19 protein-coding genes and 1 pseudogene are annotated in these 24,904 nt (G+C 29.9%); 13 read left to right on the top strand and 7 right to left on the bottom strand.

The window, feature by feature from the left end; genetic code table 11:
* Nucleotides 1-39 precede the first annotated feature (39 nt).
* Nucleotides 40-1,650 carry an amidohydrolase gene (locus ABGT36_RS08565; RefSeq protein ID WP_346677645.1) on the top strand — a complete coding sequence of 537 codons (1,611 nt, stop codon included), beginning with the start codon at nucleotides 40-42 and terminating at the stop codon, nucleotides 1,648-1,650.
* Nucleotides 1,651-1,659: 9 nt separating this feature from the next.
* Here ABGT36_RS08565 and ABGT36_RS08560 read toward each other — a convergent pair whose 3' ends face one another.
* From ABGT36_RS08560 to ABGT36_RS08550, 3 genes and pseudogenes are all read right to left on the bottom strand, one after another.
* Complete coding sequence (locus tag ABGT36_RS08560; RefSeq protein WP_087373303.1) at nucleotides 1,660-2,136, bottom strand: flavodoxin; 477 nt, start codon at nucleotides 2,134-2,136, stop codon at nucleotides 1,660-1,662.
* Nucleotides 2,137-2,201: 65 nt separating this feature from the next.
* Nucleotides 2,202-2,579: pseudogene (locus ABGT36_RS08555) on the bottom strand (GNAT family N-acetyltransferase); the annotation flags it as partial.
* A 155-nt stretch (nucleotides 2,580-2,734) separates the two neighbouring features.
* A complete protein-coding gene (locus ABGT36_RS08550) occupies nucleotides 2,735-3,565 on the bottom strand; it encodes an alpha/beta hydrolase family protein (protein WP_087373306.1) in 831 nt (276 codons plus the stop codon).
* 142 nt (nucleotides 3,566-3,707) lie between these two features.
* On the opposite strand from ABGT36_RS08550, the gene ABGT36_RS08545 reads away from it, so the two are divergent.
* Nucleotides 3,708-3,989, top strand: coding sequence for a glutaredoxin (locus ABGT36_RS08545; protein ID WP_346677644.1), 282 nt, complete (start codon nucleotides 3,708-3,710; stop codon nucleotides 3,987-3,989).
* 36 nt (nucleotides 3,990-4,025) lie between these two features.
* Here the strand turns inward: ABGT36_RS08545 and ABGT36_RS08540 are convergent, their stop codons facing one another.
* The 3 genes from ABGT36_RS08540 to asnA all read right to left on the bottom strand — a co-directional run bounded on the left by ABGT36_RS08540 (nucleotide 4,026) and on the right by asnA (nucleotide 8,391).
* Nucleotides 4,026-5,093, bottom strand: a complete 1,068-nt coding sequence (locus ABGT36_RS08540) for a 6-phosphofructokinase (RefSeq protein ID WP_087373308.1) — start codon at nucleotides 5,091-5,093, stop codon at nucleotides 4,026-4,028.
* Between the two features lie 22 nt (nucleotides 5,094-5,115).
* The gene (gene ppk1, locus ABGT36_RS08535) at nucleotides 5,116-7,155 is read right to left on the bottom strand and encodes a polyphosphate kinase 1 (protein ID WP_346677643.1); all 2,040 of its coding nucleotides are present in this window, start codon (nucleotides 7,153-7,155) and stop codon (nucleotides 5,116-5,118) included.
* A 228-nt stretch (nucleotides 7,156-7,383) separates the two neighbouring features.
* Entirely contained in the window at nucleotides 7,384-8,391 is a 1,008-nt protein-coding gene (gene asnA, locus ABGT36_RS08530; protein ID WP_087300168.1) for an aspartate--ammonia ligase, read from the bottom strand.
* Nucleotides 8,392-8,537: 146 nt separating this feature from the next.
* Here asnA and ABGT36_RS08525 point away from each other — a divergent pair, with 146 nt between their 5' ends.
* The 3 genes from ABGT36_RS08525 (at nucleotide 8,538) to ABGT36_RS08515 (ending at nucleotide 11,619) form a co-directional block, all read left to right on the top strand.
* On the top strand, nucleotides 8,538-9,812 hold the full coding sequence (locus ABGT36_RS08525; protein ID WP_300628390.1) for a serine dehydratase subunit alpha family protein: 1,275 nt from the start codon (nucleotides 8,538-8,540) through the stop codon (nucleotides 9,810-9,812).
* 180 nt (nucleotides 9,813-9,992) lie between these two features.
* The gene (locus tag ABGT36_RS08520; protein WP_087373312.1) at nucleotides 9,993-10,784 is read left to right on the top strand and encodes a 3'-5' exonuclease; all 792 of its coding nucleotides are present in this window, start codon (nucleotides 9,993-9,995) and stop codon (nucleotides 10,782-10,784) included.
* A gap of 10 nt (nucleotides 10,785-10,794) precedes the next feature.
* Entirely contained in the window at nucleotides 10,795-11,619 is an 825-nt protein-coding gene (locus ABGT36_RS08515; RefSeq protein WP_087373314.1) for a hypothetical protein, read from the top strand.
* 102 nt (nucleotides 11,620-11,721) lie between these two features.
* On the opposite strand, the gene ABGT36_RS08510 is transcribed toward ABGT36_RS08515, so the two are convergent.
* On the bottom strand, nucleotides 11,722-12,102 hold the full coding sequence (locus ABGT36_RS08510) for a PH domain-containing protein (protein WP_346677642.1): 381 nt from the start codon (nucleotides 12,100-12,102) through the stop codon (nucleotides 11,722-11,724).
* A gap of 130 nt (nucleotides 12,103-12,232) precedes the next feature.
* Between ABGT36_RS08510 and ABGT36_RS08505 the strand changes: the two genes are divergently transcribed.
* From ABGT36_RS08505 to nifJ, 8 genes are all read left to right on the top strand, one after another.
* On the top strand, nucleotides 12,233-13,834 hold the full coding sequence (locus ABGT36_RS08505) for a DEAD/DEAH box helicase (RefSeq protein WP_346677641.1): 1,602 nt from the start codon (nucleotides 12,233-12,235) through the stop codon (nucleotides 13,832-13,834).
* Nucleotides 13,835-13,964: 130 nt separating this feature from the next.
* Nucleotides 13,965-16,631: a pyruvate, phosphate dikinase gene (ppdK, locus tag ABGT36_RS08500; protein ID WP_346677640.1), complete on the top strand. Its 2,667-nt coding sequence runs from the start codon at nucleotides 13,965-13,967 to the stop codon at nucleotides 16,629-16,631.
* Nucleotides 16,632-16,717: 86 nt separating this feature from the next.
* On the top strand, nucleotides 16,718-17,698 hold the full coding sequence (locus ABGT36_RS08495; protein ID WP_087300155.1) for an asparaginase: 981 nt from the start codon (nucleotides 16,718-16,720) through the stop codon (nucleotides 17,696-17,698).
* A 15-nt stretch (nucleotides 17,699-17,713) separates the two neighbouring features.
* Nucleotides 17,714-18,706, top strand: a complete 993-nt coding sequence (locus ABGT36_RS08490) for a DNA-processing protein DprA (RefSeq protein ID WP_346677639.1) — start codon at nucleotides 17,714-17,716, stop codon at nucleotides 18,704-18,706.
* A 1-nt stretch (nucleotide 18,707) separates the two neighbouring features.
* Entirely contained in the window at nucleotides 18,708-19,340 is a 633-nt protein-coding gene (locus ABGT36_RS08485) for a rhomboid family intramembrane serine protease (protein WP_346677638.1), read from the top strand.
* Nucleotides 19,341-19,354: 14 nt separating this feature from the next.
* Nucleotides 19,355-20,254, top strand: coding sequence for a UTP--glucose-1-phosphate uridylyltransferase GalU (gene galU / locus ABGT36_RS08480; RefSeq protein WP_087300149.1), 900 nt, complete (start codon nucleotides 19,355-19,357; stop codon nucleotides 20,252-20,254).
* Nucleotides 20,255-20,710, top strand: coding sequence for a hypothetical protein (locus ABGT36_RS08475; RefSeq protein WP_296882218.1), 456 nt, complete (start codon nucleotides 20,255-20,257; stop codon nucleotides 20,708-20,710).
* 621 nt (nucleotides 20,711-21,331) lie between these two features.
* Nucleotides 21,332-24,850, top strand: a complete 3,519-nt coding sequence (gene nifJ / locus ABGT36_RS08470; RefSeq protein WP_300628375.1) for a pyruvate:ferredoxin (flavodoxin) oxidoreductase — start codon at nucleotides 21,332-21,334, stop codon at nucleotides 24,848-24,850.
* Nucleotides 24,851-24,904: the final 54 nt, after the last annotated feature.

Raw genomic sequence — 24,904 nt, 5'->3', positions numbered from 1 at the left:
TAATTAATTGCCAAGATTAAAAATAAAAGGGATGATTAAATGCAAAAAATATATTTTAATGGCGACATTATTACAATGAATGATATTAATGAAACAGTTCCAGCTATTTTAATTGAAGATGATAGTATTATTTTTACAGGTGAATTATCAAAAGCAATAAAAATAGCTAATGAAGATGTTGAAATGATTGATTTAGAAGGTAAAACTATGTTACCTGGATTTATTGATAGTCATAGTCATTTTACTGGTGTTGCTAATTCGCTTGGACAGTGTGATTTAAAAGACGCTAAATCATTTATGCAAATAAAAGAAAAAATCATTGATTTTATTAAGATAAATAAGATTAAAGAAAACGATTGGGTTTGTGCATTTAATTATGATCATAATAATCTACAAGAGCATTGTCATCCTGATCGTTTCTTTTTAGATACCATTTCAACTAAACATCCAATTATTTTGATTCATGTTTCTTCACATATGGGTGTAGTTAACACATTAGCATTGAAAAAAATGAATATTACTAATGATATATCTGATCCAGAAGGTGGACATTATGGTCGAGATGTAAATAGTGGTGAGTTAAATGGGTATCTTGAAGAAGAAGCATTTATTGAATTTAATAAACAGCGAGGAATGTTGCCAATTGAAAAGCTATTAGATTTGATGAAAAAAGCGCAGGATTTATATAGTTCTAATGGTATAACAACTGTTCAAGAGGGTATGGTAAATAGACAACTGTTTCAATTGCTTAAATTAGCTGCGAGTAAAAAAATATTTAAGCTTGATTTAATCGGTTATATTGATTTGTTAAAGGATCGTGATTTGTTATTAGATAATATTGAAAATAAAGATTATCATAATCATTTTCGAATAGGGGGCTATAAAATCTTTTTAGATGGATCTCCTCAAGGAAAAACTGCCTGGATGATAAAACCATATTTAAATAGTCAGGGATATTGTGGTTATCCTCAATTTAGTGACGATCAATTATATCAGCTGATAGCTCAAGCAATAGAAGACCATCAACAACTATTAGCACATTGCAATGGTGATAGAGCCTGCCAACAATATATTAGTCAATTTGAGCGATATTTAAATAATTATCAAGGTGCTAAAAGTTATGATCCTGTAATGATACATGCTCAATTAGTTACTAAAGAACAATTAGTTAAAATGAAGAAAATTCAAATGATTCCATCGTTTTTTATCGCTCATACTTTTTATTGGGGTGATGTACATATTGAAAATCTAGGTTATCAAAGAGCTAGTCAAATTTCCCCAGCAAAAACAGCTTTTAACCAAGGATTAAAAGTAACTTTTCATAATGATAGTCCTGTAATTTCATGCGATTTGATGAAAACAATCTGGTGTGCTGTTAATCGAAAAACTAAATCTGGTATCGATTTAGGCAAAGAAGAAACTGTAACTGTATATCAAGCTTTACAGGCTATTACGATAAATGGTGCATATATGTATCATGAGGAAAATATTAAAGGAAGTTTAGTGGCTGGTAAAAAAGCTGATTTAGTAATTTTAAATCAAAACCCATTAAAAACAGAGCCTTTAAATTTAGATAAAATTAAAGTAGTTGAAACTATTAAAAATGGACAAACTGTTTATAGAAGTGAAAAAAATCTTACTGGTGAGTAAGATTTTTTATTATAGATTTAAATCACTGATATAACTGTCTAAGTCGTAATTACTATTTAAAAGTTTACATGGTCGCCAATTAACAGAATCATCACATAATGAATGTAAAATTTCATCTGTTTTGCCAACACCACTACCACCAGATGTGCAAAATGGAATAATGGTTTTACCAGCAAAATTATAGCTTTCAATGAAAGTATTAATTATTGTTGGTGCAACATACCACCAAATAGGAAAACCGATAAATATATAATTATAATCTGCAAAGTTTTCAATTTTATTAGCGATAGCAGGGCGTGAAGCAGGGTCCTTCATTTCGATCGTACTACGACTTTTTTTGTCCATCCAGTTTAAATCAGCATAAGTATATGGTATTTCTGGCTTAATTTCAAAAAGTGTTCCGTTTGTAGCTTTAGCGATATCACTTGCTACTTTTTTAGTAGTGCCAGTACATGAAAAATAAGCAACTAAAATCTTTTTATCCATATTTTTTACCTCCAATATATTATTATTTTAAATGTTAAAGTATACTATAAGTCAATACAATTTATTTAAAATAATAACTTTAAATCATACCATGTTTGATTAGCTAATGATGATTTAGAAATACCGTAATTTTTAAAACCAAATTTTTGATAATAAGCAATTAGTTCTTTTTTACATATTAATATACAACCTTTAAGACCTTGCTTTTTAGCATCACTAATAACTTGTTTCATAATTTTTGAAGCGTAGCCTTGATTTTGATATAGAGGGTCAGTATTTACCCCTAAAATAGCTTGGTATAAGCCATCTTCATGATGAAAAGAAGGATCATGATTCATTTCATCATAAATAGTGTCATAATTAGTAACTGGTTCATTAATAAATGCAGTAATATTATTTCCATCTCGCAATAACCAAAAATGATCAGGGTAGCTTAATAAGCGATAATAATATTCTTCTTTAGTAGCTGCTTCATTTGGAGGATAACATTTTTTCCAATTTCGGTTATTCGATCTAAATCACTTATTTTTGCATTTCTTATTATCATTATAGTTTTATCCTTTCTACACAATAAATGGTCTATAAATAGACCATTTAATTATTTAGTTACATTTCCAGAATTAATTCCCATGTTATTACTTGTAAGTGGTAACCAGTCTAGAATTTTATGAATATATTTGTCCCAGAAGTACCATTCATGACCACCACTATCAATAACATATGTATGTTTTACTTGTAATTGATTTAAATATTCATCAAAATCATCTACATTTTTTAATAAGCTATCATCTTTACCTATACAGATATATAATTCAGGTAAAGTTACATTTTGTGAAACTAGTGTTTTTATTAAATGCTTGTAATCTTTATCAGAACCTTTAATATCTTCAGCTTTGCCAAATATAAATTCAAAATAATGTGACTCTTTAGGAATCAAAGGAATTTCAAGCGTACCGTTAAGATAATCATCTAACATTAATGCTGGTGAAAGTGCAGCAATATAACCAAAAGTTTCATGATATTTTAATCCGTTGATTAAAGCACCATAACCACCCATTGAAAGTCCAGCTATAAAAGTATCTTCTCTTTTATTTGATAATGGAAATAATTTACGGGTAAAAGTTACTAACTCTTCACCAATAAATTTACTCCAGCTTTCACCACTATAATTATTATCTAAATAAAACTTGTTTTCTCCAGCTGGCATAATAACAGCTAAATTATAGTCGTTTGCCCAAGCCTGGATTCTTGTACCACTAACCCAATCAGTATCATTACCAAAGATACCATGAAGCAAATATAATGTTTTAAAAGGTTTTACTTCTTGATTATATGTAGTTTCATCGAAATTATCTACGGGAATAATTGCTTGAAAACTTACTGTTCTCATTAAATATTTACTTAAAAAATCTACTTTAATTAATGCCATATTAAAATCTCCTTTGCTATTTAAAATTTTATCATAAAATTGATGATAAAAAAATACTCTGAAAATATTTAGATAAGCATATTAATTGTTTGGAATCAAAAATCATTGTAGAATAATTTATAGAAGATAGAGGAGAATTAAGATGAAAAAAGTAACTTGTTTTTATTTAGAAAAATGTCCTTATTGCATTCAAGCAAAAAAAGCCTTAGATGAATTGGTTGATGAAAATCCTGATTATGGTCAAGTAGAAATAGATTGGATTGAAGAATCAAGAAATCCAGAAATTATTGATCAATATGATTACTATGCAACACCTAGTATGTTTATTGGTCAAGAAAAGTTATATGAAGCTTATTTGTTTGAAACTTATGAAGAATGTAAAGCTCACGTAAAAGGAGTTTTAGATCAAGCTTTAGCTAGATAAAAATAGTCTCTTGAAAATAATTCAAGAGACTATTTTTTAATTTCCAAATGAAATACCTAGTAATTTTGCATCAGTAACTTCAGGACCGTTAGGGTCAACAAATTTTAATTTACCTGCTGATTCATTTAACGGAATAGCAGATATTTCATTATTTTTCAATACCACTAATTTTCCATAGTCATTAGCCATAACTAGTCTTGCTCCTTCGATACCAAATCTTGTGGAAATTTGACGGTCATAAGGGCAAGGCTGACCACCACGTTGTGCATGGCCAATACAAGAAACACGGATTTCACTATCAATATATTGTGCTAATTCTTCAGCTACTTCATAAGCTACTGAACGGCCATTACGAGCTTGAACAATTGCTTTATATTCTTTTTTTGTAAGACGAGCATCTTCTTTAGAAATAGCTCCTTCAGCACAAGCAATAATACTAAATTTTTTACCATCTTTTTCTCTTTGTTTGATTGCTTTACTTACTTTTTTAATATCGTAAGGAATTTCTGGTAATAAAATAACATCAGCACCTGAAGCGATACCTGCTGATAAACAAATATGTCCAACTTTATGACCCATTACTTCGATTATAAAGACACGATTGTGACTAGCAGCAGTAGTATGAATTTGATCTAAATAATTAGTAGCAATATTTATTGCTGATTGATAGCCAAATGTATAATCAGTTCCCCAAGTATCATTATCAATTGTTTTAGGTAAGGCAATGACATTTAATCCTTCTTCAGATAGTAGATTTGCAGATTTAATAGAACCATTACCACCTAATACTACAAGACAATCTAGTTTTAAATCCTGATATGTTTTTTTCATGGCTGCTACTTTATCAAAACCATCTTCAATTACGCGCATCTTTTTAAATGGACATCTTGAAGTACCTAAAATAGTACCACCAACATTTATTATTCCTGAAAAGTCTTTTGGTTTCATTTTTTGATAATCACCATACATTAGACCTTTATAACCATGTAAAAAACCGATAATTTCTACATCTTCTACATTACGATATAATGTTTTTGCTAAGCCGCGCATAGTTACGTTTAAGGCTTGACAATCGCCTCCGCTTGTTAATAATCCAACACGCAATTTTATCACTCCTTCTTTTATTTTATTGACGTTCTTTGAAAAAATATTCTTGGCTGTTTAATGGCGGCTTTTTATTTTTAACTCTTTTATAAGTACCATCGCTTAAAAGTCGACTAGCTTTAACATTATCTTGAAGCATAGTTTCAAACATACCTACAACTCTTTTCTTTAATTTCTCATCTAGAACTGGAGCTGCAACTTCAACACGTCTTTCTAGATTACGAGTCATCAAATCAGCAGAAGAAATAAATACTTCTTGATCTTCACCAGTTCCAAAAATATAGATTCTTGAATGTTCAAGATAACGACCAACAATAGAGATAATATTAATATTTTCAGTTAGTCCAGGAACACCTGGAAGAATACAACAAATACCACGAACAATCATATCAATTTTTACACCAGCTTGACTAGCTTCTATTAATTTATCAATCATTTCTTTTGAAGTAACTGAATTGCATTTAAAACCAACATATGCTTCTTTTCCTTCTTTTGCTAAGGCAATTTGTTTATCAATTCGTTCAAAAATCTTAGAAATCATACAATTTGGAGCAACCATTAATAATTTTTCATCATTATCAGTTTCCCCAAGTGATAAATGATTGAAAATAGTATTCATTTCCTCACCAATTTCATGATTAGAAGTCATTAAAGATAAATCGGTATATAATTTTGCAGTATTTTCATTGTAATTACCAGTACCAATTTGACAAATATATTGAACCCCTTGATTGTTTTTATATGTTATTAAACATAATTTTGAATGAACTTTTAAACCATCTAAACCATAGATAACACGACAACCAGATTCTTCTAATCGTTTTGACCAGTCAATATTATTTTCTTCATCAAATCTTGCACGTAACTCTACTAATACAACGACTTCTTTACCGTTTTCAGCTGCTTCAATTAATGATTTAATAATTTTAGATTTTTTAGCTACCCGATATAAAGTCATTTTAATACTAGCAACATTTGGATCACGACTAGCTTCATCAAGTAATCGTAAAAATGGTGACATTGATTCAAATGGATATGCCAGTAAAATATCTTTCTTTAAAATCTGTTTAATCATTGGCACTCTATTTTCAACTAATGGACTATTTTGAGCTTCCAAACGTTTATAAAAAATTTCAGGATGAATAAAGCGTAAATAATCACGAAGTTTGCTTGTAAAGGATAAATCTAATGGTGCATTACTAGTAAATACTTGATTTTTCTTTAAATTCAAGAAATTCATTAGCATTAAGACTTCTAAATCTTCTAATCCTGGTGACATTTCTAAACGCATTGGATTTAATTTTCGTCTTTGTTTAATTAATGTCTCCATCATTTCTCGATAATCTTCATGTCCCTCTAAAGAATGATCATCTTCATCAATATCAGCACTACGAGTAACGCGAATAAATGCTTTATTTTTAATTTTGTATTTAGAAAAAACCTTAGAAACAAAATGTAAAATAATATCTTCTACTAAAATAAATTTTCCTTGCATACTAGGAATAGCAATTAATCTTTGATCCATAGCATTAGAACAAGAAACAATTCCCATTTTACGTTTTCCTTTTTTAGATTCTAATTGAACAACAATATATAATTCACGATTTTTTAAAAAAGGGAAAGGTTGTCTTTTAGAAATAACTTGTGGAGAAACTAAAGGCAAGATTTCTCTTTCAAAATAATCTCCAAAATATTTGCGATCTTCTTTGTTTTTTAAATCTTTATATTTAACAATTCCCCAACCTAAAACATTTAATTCATCTAAAATATGTTGATAAATCTGGTCTTTTTTCTTATTTAAATATGTAATTCTTTTTAAACAGGCGCTTAGCTGTTGTTGGGCAGTCATTCCTGTTTTATTATCTTTAGATGCTGGATAGAATAACATTTGATCATATAATGATCCAATTCTAACCATAAAAAATTCATCTAAATTAGATTGAAATATTGAAATAAAACTTAATTTTTCTCCTAATGGAACATCTTTATCTTTGGCTTGCAATAAAACACGATTATTAAATTTTAGCCAAGATAACTCTCTGTTTTCCATGCATATATTCATAAAAAAATTCCTCCTAATTTTTCTTAGAAATAACATAATATTATTTTAGAAATTATTCAAGTAAAAAAGACTATCTTACAAAACCATAACCAATTCTTTAGATAACCTTAACGTTTTGACATGAATTTCTACCATAATATGCCACTGTCTATTTTAATTATACTTTGATTTTATTAGATGACAACTTAATTTATTAAAAAAACACCGTAATTTAAAACGGTGTTATTTCTATAATAAATGGATATTATGCTTTTCGCATTCTTCAATCATTTCTTGAGGCCAGATACTAGCTTGTACTTCGCCAACATGAACTTTATTTAATAATAACATACATAAACGTGATTGACCAATACCACCACCAATTGTATATGGTAATTCTTTATTTAAAATTTGTTTGTGGAATGGTAATTCTAATCGTTCCAAACAATTTTCTGCTTTTAATTGTTTAACTAAAGTGTCTTCATCAACACGAATTCCCATTGAAGATATTTCTAAAGCACATTGTAATGGTTCAAACCAGAATAAAATATCACCATTCAAATCCCAATCATCATAATCAGGAGCGCGACCATCATGTTTAATACCGCTTTTTAATTTCTTTCCAACTCCCATTACAAAAACGCAACCTAATTCTTTACAGATTCTGTTTTCTCTTTCTGTAGGAACCAAATCAGGATAACGATCTTCAAGTTCTTGAGAAGTGATGAAATGAATTTGATCAGGTAATGGATTAACAGCTTGAGGGTATTTATACCAAACTTCATGTTCCATATGTTTTATTACTTTAAAGATTTCACGTACATGATGTTTTAAAGTTTCTTCATTTCGTTCTTCTTTAGCAATGATTTTTTCCCAATCCCATTGATCTACATAGTATGAATGTAAATTATCGACTTCTTCATCTTTTCTAATGGCATTCATGTTAGTATATAAACCTTCATGCATTTTAAAGTTATATTTTTTTAATGCCATTCTTTTCCATTTTGCAAGGGAATGAACAACTTCAATTGTTTGTCCAGGAATTTCTTTAATTTCAAAAGAAACCGGAGATTCAAAACCATTTAAGTTATCATTTAAACCACTGTTTCTAGGTACGAATAATGGAGCAGAAATTCTTGATACTCCTAAAACTTTTCCTATTTCTTTTTGAAATGTGTCACGAATGTATTTAATTGCTTCCTGTGTTTGACGCAAGTCTAAAACAGGATCATAGTTTTCTGGTAAAATCAGTTTCATTGTAGTATTAACTCTCCTTTGATTAATTTTTATCCATTGTAACATGTATAAAGACAAGGTTACAACACTAAAATAGTAGATTTTTATTGTAAAAGACTAAAAAAACCGCTAATATTGTACGTGTGTGATAAAGGGGTGTAATAAAAATGGTAATCGATAATAAAAAGTATCAGACTTATTTGCAAATTTTAAAAGAAGAATTGGTACCGGCAATGGGTTGTACGGAACCAATTGCATTAGCTTATTGTGCAAGTAAAGCGCGTGATGTTTTAAATGCTGTTCCTACGCATTGTTTAGTAGAAGTTAGTGGGAATATTATTAAAAACGTTAAAAGTGTAATTGTTCCCAATACCCATTCTTTAAAAGGAATTGAAGCAGCTGTTGCAGCTGGAATAATTGCTGGTAAAACAGATCGAATCCTAGAGGTAATTGCAGATGTAAAAAAGGAACAGATTAGTAAAATAGAAGAATATTTAGCTAAAGATTGTATCGAAATTAAACCGTTGGATAGTGATCATATTTTAGATATTAAAATTACATTGTTCAATAATAATGATAAGGTAGTAGTTAGAATTGTTGATCAACATACTAATATTATCTTAATTGAAAAAAATGATGAAAAAATATTTGTAAAAGATGAAAATTGCAAATGTCAAAAAGAAAATAATAATCGTGATTGTTTAAATGTTGCTGATATATATGAATTTGCAAATACTGTAAAGATAGATGATATCAAAGCAACGATTGAACGACAAATAAACTATAATAGTGCTATAGCTAAAGAAGGATTAGAAAATGATTATGGTGCTAATATTGGTAGTGTATTATTAAAGACTGGTAATGATATTGCAATCAAAGCTAAAGCTATGGCCGCTGCTGGTAGCGACGCTAGAATGAGTGGATGTGAATTACCAGTTGTAATCAATTCTGGAAGTGGAAATCAAGGGTTGACGGTTTCATTGCCGGTAATCGAATATGCTAAAGAATTAAAAGTTAGTCAAACAAAATTATATCGGGCTTTAGTACTAGCTAATTTAATTGCAATTCATCAAAAATCCGGAATGGGTCGTTTATCAGCATATTGTGGGGCAGTAAGTGCTGGTTGTGCTGCTGGCTGTGGAATTGCTTATTTATATGGTGGCGATTATAAATGTATTGCTCACACTATTGTAAATTCATTGGCGATAACTTCAGGAATTATTTGTGATGGAGCAAAGTCTTCTTGTGCAGCTAAAATTGCTGCAAGTGTTGATGCTGGGATTTTAGGATATCGAATGTATATTGAAGGACAGCAGTTTAAAGATGGTGACGGTATCGTTAAAAAAGGAGTCGAAAATACTATCGCTAATGTTGTTAGACTTGGTAAAGAAGGCATGAAAGAAACTGATAAAGAAATAATCAAGATTATGACAAATTGTTAGTTAAAAGCTGTCTAGACTATTAGATGGCTTTTTTATTAGAAAATTTGAAAACTAGTAAAAATAGATTGTAAAGATAAAATATTTTAAAATAAACAACTATTTTTTTATTTTTTAAATAAATACTTATTATTGGCTTTAGATTAATTATTATGATAAACTAGTCATATGTGAGGTGAAATAATGAGCGCGCGTTATGTTGTAATGGATTTTGAAACTACCGGAATCAATAAATATCATGATGATGAAGTAGTACAAGTAGCTATTATTAATCAAGATGATGAAATTTTATTACATGAGTTGTGTTGCCCTAAGCATCATTTTTCTTGGGTAGATGCTCAAAAAGTTCATGGGATTACACCAGCCATGGTAAAAAATAAAATGCCTTTTGAACATTATTTAGAACAGATTATTAGTATATTTGAAGATTATGATTTTATTGTTTGTTACAATATTGCTTTTGAAAAAGGAATGTTGGAAAATTATGGTATTGATGTTTCAAAATACCAGTTTCGTGATCCAATGAAAGAGTTTGCTCCAATTTATGGAGAAAAAAGTTATCGTGGTGGTTATAAATGGAAATCACTGACTGTTTGCGCTCAGTACTTTGGTTTTGAGTTTAAAGCACATGATGCTTTAGAAGATGTAAAGGCTACTCGTTATTGTTTTGATAAGATTCAGGAATTAAAAAATCATAAAAAACAATTGCAAGAAGCAACAATTGATAATTGGCAAAGTTTATTTAGAAAACAGATAATAAATAATGGACAACAAATATATGACAATAACAGTGTAGATATTATATATCAAGAAAAACAACAGATTGTAGCTAGTGTTAAAGGTAGTCAAGATTATTTAGTGTCAATTATTGTTGAACAGGGTAAAATAAAAAAGATGGCATGTAATTGTCCTTATGCAATGCGTGGTAATAAATGTAAGCATATGGCAGCTTTATTGATGAAAATCAATGAGTAGTGGAGGAATTATGGCAAATAAATATCGATTAAAAATTATATATAAAGATATAAATGAAGTTTTTGATATTGAACAAGATAAATCATTTGAAGAACTAAGTGATATTATTAATACTATGGTGGGAATTAAAAAATATCACGATTATACTTTTTTAAAAGGAAAAACTGTATTAGCTGCCAATAACTTGGATACTCGTTTTTGGCAGCTGGCTGGAAATTTAAAATTAGAAGATAAATTATTATATACTGTTAGTGATAATAAGCGTATATATAGTATTAAAGTAATTGTTTGGGATTATATTATCGAATCAGATAATAAAACAATGGAAAAATTTATCCAGATGGCTAAGCATTTAGAAGCAATCAAACCTAAACAAAAATATTATTTATCGGTAAAAAAACAGAATTTTATTGATAAAGCTTTATATGATTGCTATGGTGTCTTAAAGGATTTGGATTTTAGTGGTATTTATAATTTTCATTTGTTGAAAAATAATGAAAATTATTCAGTTGTTAAGCTTATTTATTATATTTTAGATGATAAATACGAATTATGGATTTATAATAATTTAGATGATAAAGAAAATGATGATTATGAGTATTTGATAACTTTTTACCGTGAGGATCGAGCTTATTTTAAAGGATATCAAGGCAGCCATCGTAATATTTTTGTCTTGCATCGTGATAATACTTTAAAAAATAGTGATTTTGAAAATGTATTTAATATTTTGAATCGAATTACATATATGTTAACTACCGTTGATAGTGATATATTATTTAAAAATCATGAAAATTTTTTAGTATATGATTTTGTAACTGAACAAGTGCTAAAATAAAAATGTTTAATATTAATGAAAACTAAAGGATAGATATAATTGATTGTCGATAAATTAACAAATAAAGCTATTGGTAACTTTGCTTAACCAATAGCTTTATTTTTATAAATCAAAATCATCTAAATCATCACTACTATCATCAAAGAATTCTTTGCCAACTACTTTTTTACGATCTCTAGCTTCTTCAACAAGATGTGAAATTAGATCTTTTACTTCTTTTGGATTTTTTACATTTTTTAATAAAACTTCTTTATCACTATCTGCTTTAGTAGATAAAACAATTGTACCAGTACCAAAGATTTTTTGTGCTAATGATCTTTTAAGACATAGATCTGTGATTCGGTATAAAAGTAATTCATCATAGTGAGTATTAAAAAGACCGGTTTCTTGATATAAACGTTCATTTTTAATTTCATATTTAGTGAAACTAATTGGAAACCACAAAAAATGTTTTCGATCTTTCCAAACAGTATTGTTATTCATAAAGTTCACCACCTTTATTTGCTTTTAAAAATTATATCAATAATTTTGGTGTTTTAAAATAAAAAATTAAATTGTATAAGATAAAATTATATGATATACTCTCACAGAAATATTTAGAAAGGTATGTAGAATGATTGAAAATAAATTTAATGAATTAGGATTAAGTAAAAATGTATTAAAAGCAATTGCAACAATGGGATTTTCTAACCCTTCACGGATTCAAGAAGAGGCAATACCAGTATTATTAACAGGTGTTGATGTAATTGGGCAGGCTCAAACGGGGACTGGAAAAACATTAGCATTTGGAAGTGTTTTATTATCAAAGTTAAAAGCTGGTAATGATATATTGCCACAGGCAATTGTTTTATCACCAACTCGTGAATTGGCAATGCAGATTCATGAAGAATTGGGACGAATTGGTAAATTCAGTGATTGTCGAATTACTTGTGTGTATGGAGGCAGTGAAATTGAACGACAGATTCGTAATATTAAAAAAGGTATTGATATTATTGTTGGAACACCAGGACGGGTTATGGATTTAATGCGCCGTAATGTTTTAAAATTAGACAATATCAAGTATGTTGTATTAGATGAAGCTGATGAAATGTTAAATATGGGATTTGTTGAAGATATTGAAACGATCCTTGAAAAAATCGATGATGATCGTCAGACGATTTTATTTTCAGCAACAATGCCAGCAGGAATTAAAAAAATTGCTCAAAATTATATGCATGATGATTTTAAACACGTTGCGGTAATTTCAAAACAAACTACAGCAACTTCAGTTAAACAATATTATTATGAAGTAAAGCATAAAGATCGTTTTGAAGCGATGTGTAGATTAATCGATGCTGCTGATATTAAAACCGGTATTATTTTTTGCCGTACTAAAAGAAGTGTTGATGAAGTTACAGAAAAAATGCAACAGGCAAAATATAATGTTGAAGCTATGCATGGTGATTTATCACAAAATCATCGTTTGAATACGTTAAGAAAGTTTAAAAATGGAACTATTAATTTTTTAGTTGCTACTGATGTAGCTGCTCGAGGAATCGATGTTGAAAACGTAACCCACGTAATTAATTATGAGTTACCACAAGATATCGAATCTTATGTTCATCGAATTGGACGTACTGGTCGTGCTAATAAAGAAGGACAGGCTTATACTATCATTACGCCACGCGAAAAAAGCTTTTTAAGACAAATCGAACGAGTAACTAAAACAACTATTTCTAAAGCTAAAATACCTACTCTTCAAGAAATTTCTGAAAATAAGATTGGAACATTAGTAAGTCAGGTCGAAGATGAAATTTTAGCTGGAAATCATAAGAAATTTAAATCAATTATCAATGAATTAGATCCAACATTATTACCAGATTTTGCTGCAGCATTATTACATATGTTATATCGTCAACAATTAGGATATGATTATAAACGTGATGAAATTCAAGAGATAACTAATTCTAAAAAACAACGGCAAAGAAATGAAGATGGTTATGTAAGAATTTTTATAACTGCTGGTAGTATGGATCGCATTAAAGCAAGTAATATTATTAATTTCTTTGTTTCTAAAGCTGGAATTAGAAAAGATGATATTGGTGATATTGATATTAAAAGAAAATTTACTTTTGTCGATATTAATGAACAGGTAATTAGTAAGGTGTTAAAAAAATGTAATCGTCAAAAGATCAATAATCGTCGAATTGAAATAGAAATTGCAAACCAAAAGTAAGATAGAAAGATTGTGTGAAAGCGCAATCTTTTTTTGGGAAAAAATAATTTTTAAACCGCTTACACTTGAACCGATTGAATAAGATGTGTATAATATACTCATGGATTAATTCTAAGGAGGATTAGATTAGATGAAAAAATATGTTTATATGTTTAGTGAAGGGAACGAAATGATGCGTGACCTTCTTGGTGGTAAAGGTGCTAACTTAGCTGCTATGGTTAATTTAGGATTACCTGTACCTCAAGGTTTCACTGTTACAACAGAAGCATGTAATGAATATTATGCTGATGGACAAATCATCAATGATGAAATGAAAAAACAAATTGATGAATGCTTAGAAAGACTTGAAAAATTAGCTGGTAAAAAATTAGGAGATATGGAAAACCCATTATTAGTTTCTGTACGTTCTGGGGCAAAATTCTCTATGCCAGGTATGATGGATACAATTCTTAACCTAGGTTTAAATGATCAAACTGTTGAAGTAGTAGCAAAACAATCAAACAATAGAAGATTTGCTTATGACAGTTATCGTCGTTTTATTCAAATGTACAGTGATGTCGTTTGTGAAATCGACAAAGAAAAATTTGAAGAAAAATTAACTGAATTAAAAACTAAAAATGGATATGAAAGTGATTTGGATATCACTGCAGATGATTTTGAAAATATTATTATTCCTCAATATAAAGAAATTTTCAAAACAGAATTAGGAAGAGATTTCCCACAAGATGCTAAAGAACAATTAATGGGGGCTGTTCTAGCTGTATTTAGATCTTGGAATAATGAACGTGCTATTATCTATCGTAATTTAAACGGTATTTCTCATGATTTAGGTACTGCAGTAAACGTTCAACAAATGGTATTTGGTAATATGGGTAATGACTCAGGAACTGGGGTATTATTTACTCGTAATGCTGCTAATGGGGATAATCATATTTATGGTGAATATTTAATTAACGCACAAGGTGAAGACGTTGTTGCTGGTATTAGAACACCTCAAAAAATCGCTAAATTAGAAGAAGATATGCCAGAAATCTATGCTCAATTAGTAAAAATTGTTAAAGGCTTAGAAACTCATTATCGTGATATGCAAGACTGTGAATTTACAGTTGAAAATGGTAAATTATTCATTTTACAAACTCGTAATGGTAAACGTACAGGTCAAGCAGCTTTAAAAATTGCAGTAGATTTAGTACATGAAGGATTAATTACAAAACAAGAAGCTTTAACTAGAATTGAAGCTGATCAAGTATCTCAATTATTACATCCAAACTTCACTGAAGAAGCTTTGAAAAATGGTAAAGAATTAGCAGAAGGTTTACCTGCTTCACCAGGTGCTGGATCAGGTAAAGTATATTTAACAGCTGATAAAGTTCATGAAATGAAAGAAGCTGGAGAAAATGTTTTATTAGTAAGACATGAAACTTCACCAGAAGATATCCAAGGTATGGTTGACTGCGAAGGTATCTTAACTTCTACTGGTGGTATGACTAGTCATGCAGCTGTAGTTGCTCGTGGTATGGGTAAATGCTGTATCGTAGGTGCTAAAGCATTATCAATTGATTATGATGCAAGAACATTTACAATTGATGGTGTAACTTATCCAGAAGGAACTGAATTATCATTAGATGGTACTACTGGTAAAGTATACGAAGGTGTCTTAGAAGTACAAGAATCAGAATTGACTGGTGACTTTGCTGAATTAATGAGTTGGGCTGATGAAGTTAAAACTTTAGCAGTTCGTGCAAATGCTGATAGTCCTAGAGATGCTGAAGTAGCAATTAAATTTGGTGCTGAAGGTATTGGATTATGCCGTACAGAACATATGTTCTTTGAAGGAGATAGAATTGAATATGTAAGACAAATGATTCTATCTGATACACTTGAAGAAAGAATTAAAGCATTAGATGAATTATATAAATTCCAAGTAGAAGACTTTAGAGGAATTTACCGTGCTATGGTAGGTTTACCAGTAACAGTACGTTTATTAGATCCACCTCTTCATGAATTCTTACCACATACTGATGAAGAATATCAAGCAGTTGCTGATAAATTAGGTAAGACTTTAGAAGAAGTTAAAATTAAAGGTGCTTCATTAAAAGAAATGAACCCAATGTTAGGACATCGTGGATCTCGTTTAGCAGTAACTTATCCAGAAATCTACAATATGCAAGTAAAAGCAATTGTTGATGCTGCAATCGATGTTGAAAGAGAATTAGGATGTACAATTGTTCCAGAAATCATGTTACCATTAATTGGTAGTGAAGCTGAAATTGTATATGTTAAAAATAATGTAGTAAAAGCTATTGAAGCTGCTAAAGAAGCTAAAAACTCTGATATCCAATATAAGATTGGTACTATGATTGAAATTCCTAGAGCTGCTTTAACTGCTGATCAAATCGCTAAACATGCAGAATTCTTCTCATTTGGTACAAATGACTTAACTCAAATGACATTTGGATTCTCTCGTGATGATATTGGAAGCTTCTTACCAGATTATATTGAGAAAAAAGTATTCCAAGTTGACCCATTTGTATCATTAGATCAAAATGGTGTTGGACAATTAATTGAAATTGCTGCTCAAAAAGGTCGTAGCACTCGTCCTGATATTAAATTAGGAATCTGTGGAGAACATGGTGGAGATCCTGAATCTATTAAATTCTGCCACAAAGCAGGTTTAAATTACGTTTCTTGTTCACCATACCGTGTATTAGTAGCTCGTTTAGCTGCTGCACAAGCTGCTGCAGAACAAATTATCTTAGAACATAACAAAGATAAAGTTATCGTATCTGATAAATAAGATAATAAATTTAACGTCTCTTGAATAAAGAGACGTTTTTTCTTTTTATCGTCTAATTATTTTGTTATAATGTTTTTGGTGATTAAATGAAGAAAATTGTTATAGTAGCAACAGGTGGTACAATTGCAGGTAGTGGTAAAGCTGGAAAAACAGCTAATTATCATGCTGGTACAATTGCCATCGAAAATATTGTAGAATCTATTCCATTAATTAATGATGTTGCAGATTTAGAAGCAATCCAGCTGTTTAATTTTGATAGTAATGAAATGAATGAAGAACGCTGGATTATTTTAGCTAATAAAATTAATGAACTAACAAAAAGAGATGATGTTGATGGTGTTGTTGTTACCCATGGAACAGATACGCTCGATGAAACAGCTTATTTTTTGAATTTAACTTTGCATACCTACAAACCGGTAGTTTTAACTGGGGCAATGAGACCAGCTAGCGCTACTAGTGCTGATGGTCCGTTGAATTTATATCAGGCAGTATGCTTAGCATCAAGTGATGAAGCAATTGGTCATGGTGTTATGGCGGTTTTTTCAAGTACGATATATTCTGGTCGTGATATTCAAAAAACTAATAACTTTAAAACTGATGCTTTTGATCAAAAAGATTTTGGCTGTCTTGGATATATGAACGATGATAAAGTAATGATGTTTTCAAGAATGTTTAAAAAACATACTTTATTATCAGTGTTTAGTAAGATGACTTTAGCTAAATTGCCAGCTGTAGGAATTGTATATTATTATGTTGGTGCTGATGCCCGTATTTTAGATTTTATGGCTCAAAATCATCGTGGGATTGTCATAATTGGCAGTGGCCGTGGTAATTACAATAAAGCCTGGTTAGAAAAAATCGAAAGTTTAAGTGCAAAAGGCATTGTTTTTGTCCGTGCTTCTCGAGTACAGCAAGGGATTGTCATTGAAGATGAATATTTTGATCCTGATAATATTTGTGTTCCAGCCAACACTTTATCAGGTCAAAAGGCACGGGTATTATTGATGTTATCATTAGCATATACTAATGATATTAAGGAAATTAAGAAGATATTTAATGAATATTAGGAAAGGGGCATAATAATGGGACAAATTAGATTAAATCTTGATAGCATTGCAATGATGTTGTTTTGTGCCCGATTAAAAGCCTATAAAGAAGCGCCTTTATCGAATGACGAATGGCTTGTAGTCGAAAAGGCAATTAAAAAACATGGGTTAAAAGGACCAGCTAGTTTATTGTCGATGAGTCAAAGTGAATTAGAGGAATTATTAGAGATCAATGAGTTTGTTGCTTATAAAATGAGCAAGCGAATAAAAACATTAAATATATTTTTAAGTATCTTGAATAATTTTGAAGAAAAAGGTATCAATGTCACTACAAAATACGAAGATAATTTCCCTAATCTTTTAACAAAACATTTAAGAAAAAGAGCACCGTTATATTTATTTTATTGTGGTGATATTAGCATAATTAAAAATGGTATTTCGTTAATGGGGTTAGTTAAAGTAACAAAAAAAGATCGAATTCATACTAAACGTTTGATTGATAAAGTTGTGGATGAAGATTATGTATATATTTCTAATGATTCAAAAGGAATTGATACTGTTGCGTTAAAATATGCTTTACAACATGGCTGTAATTGTGTAAGTTTTGTCTGTGAACGTTTAGCGGCTAAACAAAAAGAATATAGTCGTTATATTAAAAATGGGCAATTAGTAATGTTATGTGCAGAAGATCCGAATTCTTACTTTGATGTTACTAATGCTATTGATCGTAATAGTTATGTTTGTGCTTTATCAAAATATCAGATTATTATTTCAAGTAGCATTAATAACGGTGCTACCTGGTTTACTACATTACAGAATTTACATAATAAATGGACAATTCCAATGGCAATTGAAGGGGTTTATTTAGGAAATGATCGTTTGTTAGATATGGGAGTAACACCGGTGTATGTAAATGATGTTTTATCTGATTATACATTTGATATGATTTATGAAAAAAATAAAAAAGTAATTGAAAACAATGAGATAAATATTGATCAAATGTCAATATTTGAATTTATAGGAGAATAAAATGGATTATGATTATCGTAAGTTTCCAGCAACATCTTTGATTGTTGGAATCTGTATTGTTGTTTATATATATACAACAATAAAATATGGATTTGAAATGAATGCTTATCAGGGAATTGAAGCTGGGGGATTTAATCCAATTTTGGTAATTGAACTAAATCAATATTATCGTTTAATAACAGCAAATTTTATTCATTTTGGAATTATGCATATTTTTTGTAACTGTTATTCTTTGATAAATTTAGGCTCAGTTATGGAACATTTGTTGGGAATGAAACGCTATTTAATTATATTATTATCTTCAGCGCTGGCAACGACAGTTTTACCATGTATTTATTATATGTTTACTGGAAGTGGTGCTAATAGTATAATGGGAGGTATCTCAGGGGCAATTTTCGGTTTAATGGGTTCATTACTTGCTTTGGCTTGGAAATTTAAAAATGTTTATGCTTACCTGTTTAAACAAATTGCACCTAGTGTTATTTTGATGCTTTTGATTTCTGTATTGATTCCATCAATATCGTTATCTGGACATGTTTCTGGAATGATAGGCGGGTTTGTTGCAACTTTGTTAGTAATTAAATTTATGCCTCTTTCATTTTGGAAACCAAATGACCATAATTTTGTTAATTAATAAGGAGAGAAGAAATGAAACAAACAGTAAAAAAAGCAATTATTCCAGCAGCGGGACTTGGAACACGTTTTTTACCTGCTACTAAAGCGTTAGCAAAGGAAATGCTACCGATTGTTGATACACCAACAATCCAATATATTATTCAAGAAGCTGTTGATAGTGGAATTGAAGAAATTTTGATTATTACTAATTCAAATAAACATTCAATGGAAAATCATTTTGATAAATCATATGAATTAGAAGCTCGTTTAACTGAAGCTGGAAAAATGGATCAGGTTAAAATGATCCAGGATATTGCCAATATGGCTAATATTTACTATATCCGTCAAAAAGAACCTAAAGGGTTAGGGCATGCTGTATTATGTGCAAAATCGTTTATCGGAGATGAGCCTTTTGCGGTTTTACTAGGTGATGATGTAGTTGTTAATGAAGGTGGTAAACCGGCTTTAAAACAGTTGATTGATAGTTTTATGAAAAAAGAAGCTTCAGTTGTAGGAGTGCAGACAGTTGATCATAAAGATGTTAATAAATATGGGATTGTCAGTCCATCTAAATCTCATCCTGTTGAAAGTAATGGCCGTTTAGTTAAACTTAATGATATGGTTGAAAAACCAGAAGTTGATAAGGCGCCTAGTGATATGGCGGTGTTAGGACGCTATGTATTAACACCAAAGATTTTTGAATTGTTAGAGACACAACAAAAAGGGGCAGGAAATGAAATTCAGTTAACGGATGCTATTAAAAGATTAATGGATATACAGGCAGTATATGCATATGATTTTGAAGGTATTCGTTATGATGTAGGAGATAAATTTGGTTTTGTTAAGGCAACAATTGATTTTGCTTTAAAAAGAGATGATTTAAAAGAAAAAGTTCACGATTATATTAAAAAAATTGTAGAGGAAGAAATGTAAATGGGATTTAGTGAAAAATATCAAGAATATAAGCAAAGAAAAGAAGCAAAAGCTTTTTTTAATCAGCATAACACTGAAAAAGTTCGTGGCAGTGACTATTTAATTGCTTTTGCAGTTGGTATTGCGGTAACAGCGTTTTTAAATGTTCTTCTTATTTCAACTGGATTTAGTTTTATGCTTTTAACGGTTGTAATTGGAATTATTCAAGCTCAGGCAATACGACGTGTCTTAAATAAAAGTGGACAGCAGTTAGCTATTATTTCTGTCATAACTTATTTTTTAGGAATTGTTGTTTCACAAACTCTATACAGTTATTTGACTTTACCAATAAATGATTTTTCGATTATATTTGATTTATTTTTGACTTATCTTAGATTGTTGTTTACTGGTGATTTTAGAAGTCTGATAATTTATTTATTTGGGGCAATTGTTTCTTATTTGTCAATTAAAGATTAATAGTAATGTTATTTTATCAATTGACTATGTTAAAAAAGATATTTTAAAACATTAATTTTCTATAATCTAATAAAAACACTGTAACTTTAAGTAGTTTTGACTATTTAAAGTTACAGCTTTTTTATTTTAAATTATCTTTTAATATAAAAAATTTTAATGTTGGCAATACAAATAATTTTACTATGTTTTAATGTAATAGTGCGATGTAATATAGGCATTGTACTTAAGGGTAAATGAAAATTATAATTATAGTATAAAAATAATTGTTTTATTATGTGTGTTAATAATATATGGTTTAGTGGTTGTTTTTGCTAAAAAGTTATGACTCATTAGATTTAAAAACTATTTAAAAATTTTTAGACATTATTGTAATAATTGAAAACGTTATTTTTATGGAAATATACTACAATTGATTTATAAAGCGTTTCATACGTGGCTGAATTTTTTGATAAAATCTTATTAATAAATTGAATAAAAATACGATATTCAGGTTTCTAATTTTAATCTTTTAAATAAGTTTAAAAAATTGATATTTTTGAGATTTTTCAATAAGTAAAGTCTTTTGACATTTATATAAACAAAGTAGTATAATGAAGTTATGCAAAAGGAGGATTTAAAAAAATGGCTAAAAAGTTTTTATCAATGGATGGTAATACTGCTGCTGCGCATGTCGCCTATGCCTTTACAGAAGTTGCTAGTATTTATCCAATTACACCTTCATCTCCAATGGCAGAAAATGCAGAAGCGTGGGCCGCTCAAGGTAAGAAAAATATCTTTGGTTCACCAGTAAACGTAATCGAAATGCAATCTGAAGCTGGGGCTGCTGGTGCTGTCCATGGGGCTTTACAAGGAGGAGCTTTAGCTACCACTTTTACAGCGTCTCAAGGACTTTTATTGATGATTCCAAATTTATACAAAATTGCTGGTGAATTATTACCAGGTGTTTTCCATGTGTCTGCAAGAGCATTGGCTACTAGAGCACTAAATATTTTTGGTGATCATCAAGATATATATGCATGCCGTCAAGTCGGAATGCCAATGATTTGCTCTCATTCAGTTCAAGAAGTTATGGACTTGGGAGGAATTGCACATTTAACTGCAATTAAAGCTTCAGTTCCAGTTATGCACTTTTTTGATGGATTTAGAACATCTCATGAAATTCAAAAAGTTGAAGTAATGGATTATGATGTTCTTGAAAGCTTGTTAGATAAAGAAGCATTAGCAAGATTCAAGAAAAATGCGTTAAACCCTCATATCAATCCAATTGAAAGAGGTGGCGCTGAAAACGATGATATCTATTTCCAAGGACGTGAAGCTCAAAATAAACATTACGAAGCTGTTGTTGAAATTGTAAATGATTATATGCAAAAAATTTCTGAAATTACAGGAAGACATTATGCACCATTTACATACTACGGAGCACCAGATGCTACTAGAATAATTATTGCAATGGGTTCTGTAACAGAAACAATTAAAGAAACAATTGATGAATTAGATCGCAGAGGCGAAAAAGTTGGTTTAATTAAAGTACATTTATATCGGCCATTTTCACCTAAATATTTATTAAAAGTTTTACCTGATACAGTTGAAAAAGTTGCAGTATTAGATAGAACTAAAGAAATGGGTGCTACTGGGGAACCTTTATACTTAGATGTTGTAAGTGTATTAAAAGATGCAAAACATGTAAAAACTATAATTGGTGGACGTTATGGTATGGGATCTAAAGATACTACACCACGTCAAATTAAAGCTGTTTATGATCATTTATTAGAAGAAGATCCATTTACATCATTTACAATCGGTATTAATGATGATGTAACTCATTTATCATTAAAAGAAGATCCAACATTCAATGTTGAAGCTGATTATACAGCTTGCTTATTCTATGGTTTAGGATCAGATGGAACAGTTTCAGCTAATAAATCATCAATTAAAATTATTGGTGACCATACTGATTTATATTCACAAGCATATTTTGCTTATGATTCAAAAAAAGCTGGTGGAGCTACTCGTTCTAATTTAAGATTTGGACATTCTCCAATTAGAGCTACTTATTATGTAAATAATGCTGATTTTATTTCTTGTTCATTAGATAACTATGTAATTAAATATGATATGTTAAAAAATCTTAAAGATGGGGGAACATTCTTATTAAATACTGAATTTTCAAAAGAAGAAATAGTAGATTATTTACCAAATCGAGTTAAAAAACAATTGGCAGATAAAAAAGCTAAATTCTATATTATAAATGCTAACGACATTGCAAGTGAAATTGGAATGGGACGTAGAACTAATACAATTTTACAATCTGCATTCTTTGCATTAAATCCGCAAATTTTACCAATTGATAAGGCTGTTGAATATATGAAAGAAATGGCTAAAAAGACATATGGTAAAAAAGGTGATGCTATTGTTCAATTAAACTATAAAGCTATTGATGCTGGAAAAGATGCTATTGAAGAAGTAACTGTTGATCCTACATGGTCTGATTTAACAGTTAATAATACTAGAGCTACTACAGGAGATGAACATTTTGACCAATTCGTTTCTGTAATTAATAGCTTAGATGGATATGATTTACCAGTATCTGCATTCATGGATAAATTAGATGGTTCTATGAAATCAGGTGTGGCAATTAAAGAAAAACGAGCTATTGCAATTCAAGTGCCTCGTTGGAATAAAGAAAATTGTATCCAATGTAATAACTGTGTAATGGTATGTCCTCATGCAACAATTCGTGCATTCTTATTAGATGAAGAAGAAATGGCTAATTTACCAGAAGATATTGCTGATGACGTATTAACACCAATGGGTAAAGATATGGGTGGTTTAGTATATCGTATCCAAGTTTCACCAGATAACTGTGTTGGATGTGGATTATGTGTTACTGAATGTCCAGGTAAAAAAGGTCAAAAAGCATTAGAAATGGTTAATGTTAAAGAAGAATTAAAACATGCTCCATTAGCAGATTATATGTATGCTAAAGTGAAATATCGTGATGATAAATATCCTTTAACTACTGCTAAAGGTGTTGGATTCATGAGACCTTATTTCGAAGTATCAGGAGCTTGTGGTGGATGTGGTGAAACACCATACTATCGTTTAGTTTCTCAATTATTTGGTAAAGATATGATGATTGCAAATGCTACAGGATGTAGTTCAATTTACTCTGGTTCTACTCCTTCAACTCCTTGTACAATTGATCCAAATGGTCAAGGACCTGCATGGGCAAATTCATTATTCGAAGATAATGCTGAATATGGTTTTGGAATGAAATTAGCTGAAAACTATAAAACAGGTCATTTATTAAAAATTATTGAAGAAAATAAAGATGATTGTGAACCTGAATTAAAAGCATTACTAGAAGAATATGTAGATAATAAAGGTAACCGTAATAAAGAAAGAGAATTAACACCAAAGATTTTAGCAGCTGTTAATGATTCTGCTAATGAAAATATTAAAGAATTATTAAATCATGAAGGTGACATGGTTACAAAATCACAATGGATCATCGGTGGAGATGGTTGGGCATATGATATTGGTTATGGTGGATTAGATCATGTAATAGCTAATAATCAAAATGTAAATATTTTAGTATTAGATACTGAAGTATATTCTAATACAGGTGGTCAATCATCAAAATCTTCACAAGCTGGTTCAATCGCTAAATTTACTGCTGGTGGTAAATCTGTAGCTAAAAAAGATTTAGCCCAAATTGCAATGGCTTATGGACATGTATATGTTGCTCAAATTGCAATGGGAGCTAATACTGCTCAAACTATCAAAGCATTAAAAGAAGCTGAAAGCTATGATGGACCATCATTAATTATCGCTTATGCACCATGTGCTGAACATGGAATTAAGGGTGGTTTAGCAAATCATCAAAGACAACAAAAAGAAGCAGTTGCTTGTGGATACTTTAACTTATTACGTTATGATCCAAGATTAGAAGATCAAGGAAAGAATCCATTACAAATCGATTCTAAAGCACCAAACTTTGATAACTTTAAAAATTTCTTGTTATCAGAAAATCGTTTCGCGCAATTATCTAAAGTTAATCCAGAACATGCTGATGAATTAATGGATAAATGTTTATTAGATGCTAAAAAACGTCGTGAAAGATTAGAAAGAATGGTATAAAATCAGAGGGAAACCTCTGATTTTTCTTTAAAAATGAAAAAAAGTAAAAAAATT

The organism is Erysipelatoclostridium sp. An173 (assembly GCF_963931465.1).
Lineage (GTDB): Bacteria > Bacillota_I > Bacilli_A > Erysipelotrichales > Coprobacillaceae > Thomasclavelia > Thomasclavelia merdavium.
The sequence above is the reverse complement of the archived record's forward strand: the minus strand, read 5'-3'. Positions and strand labels throughout refer to the sequence as shown.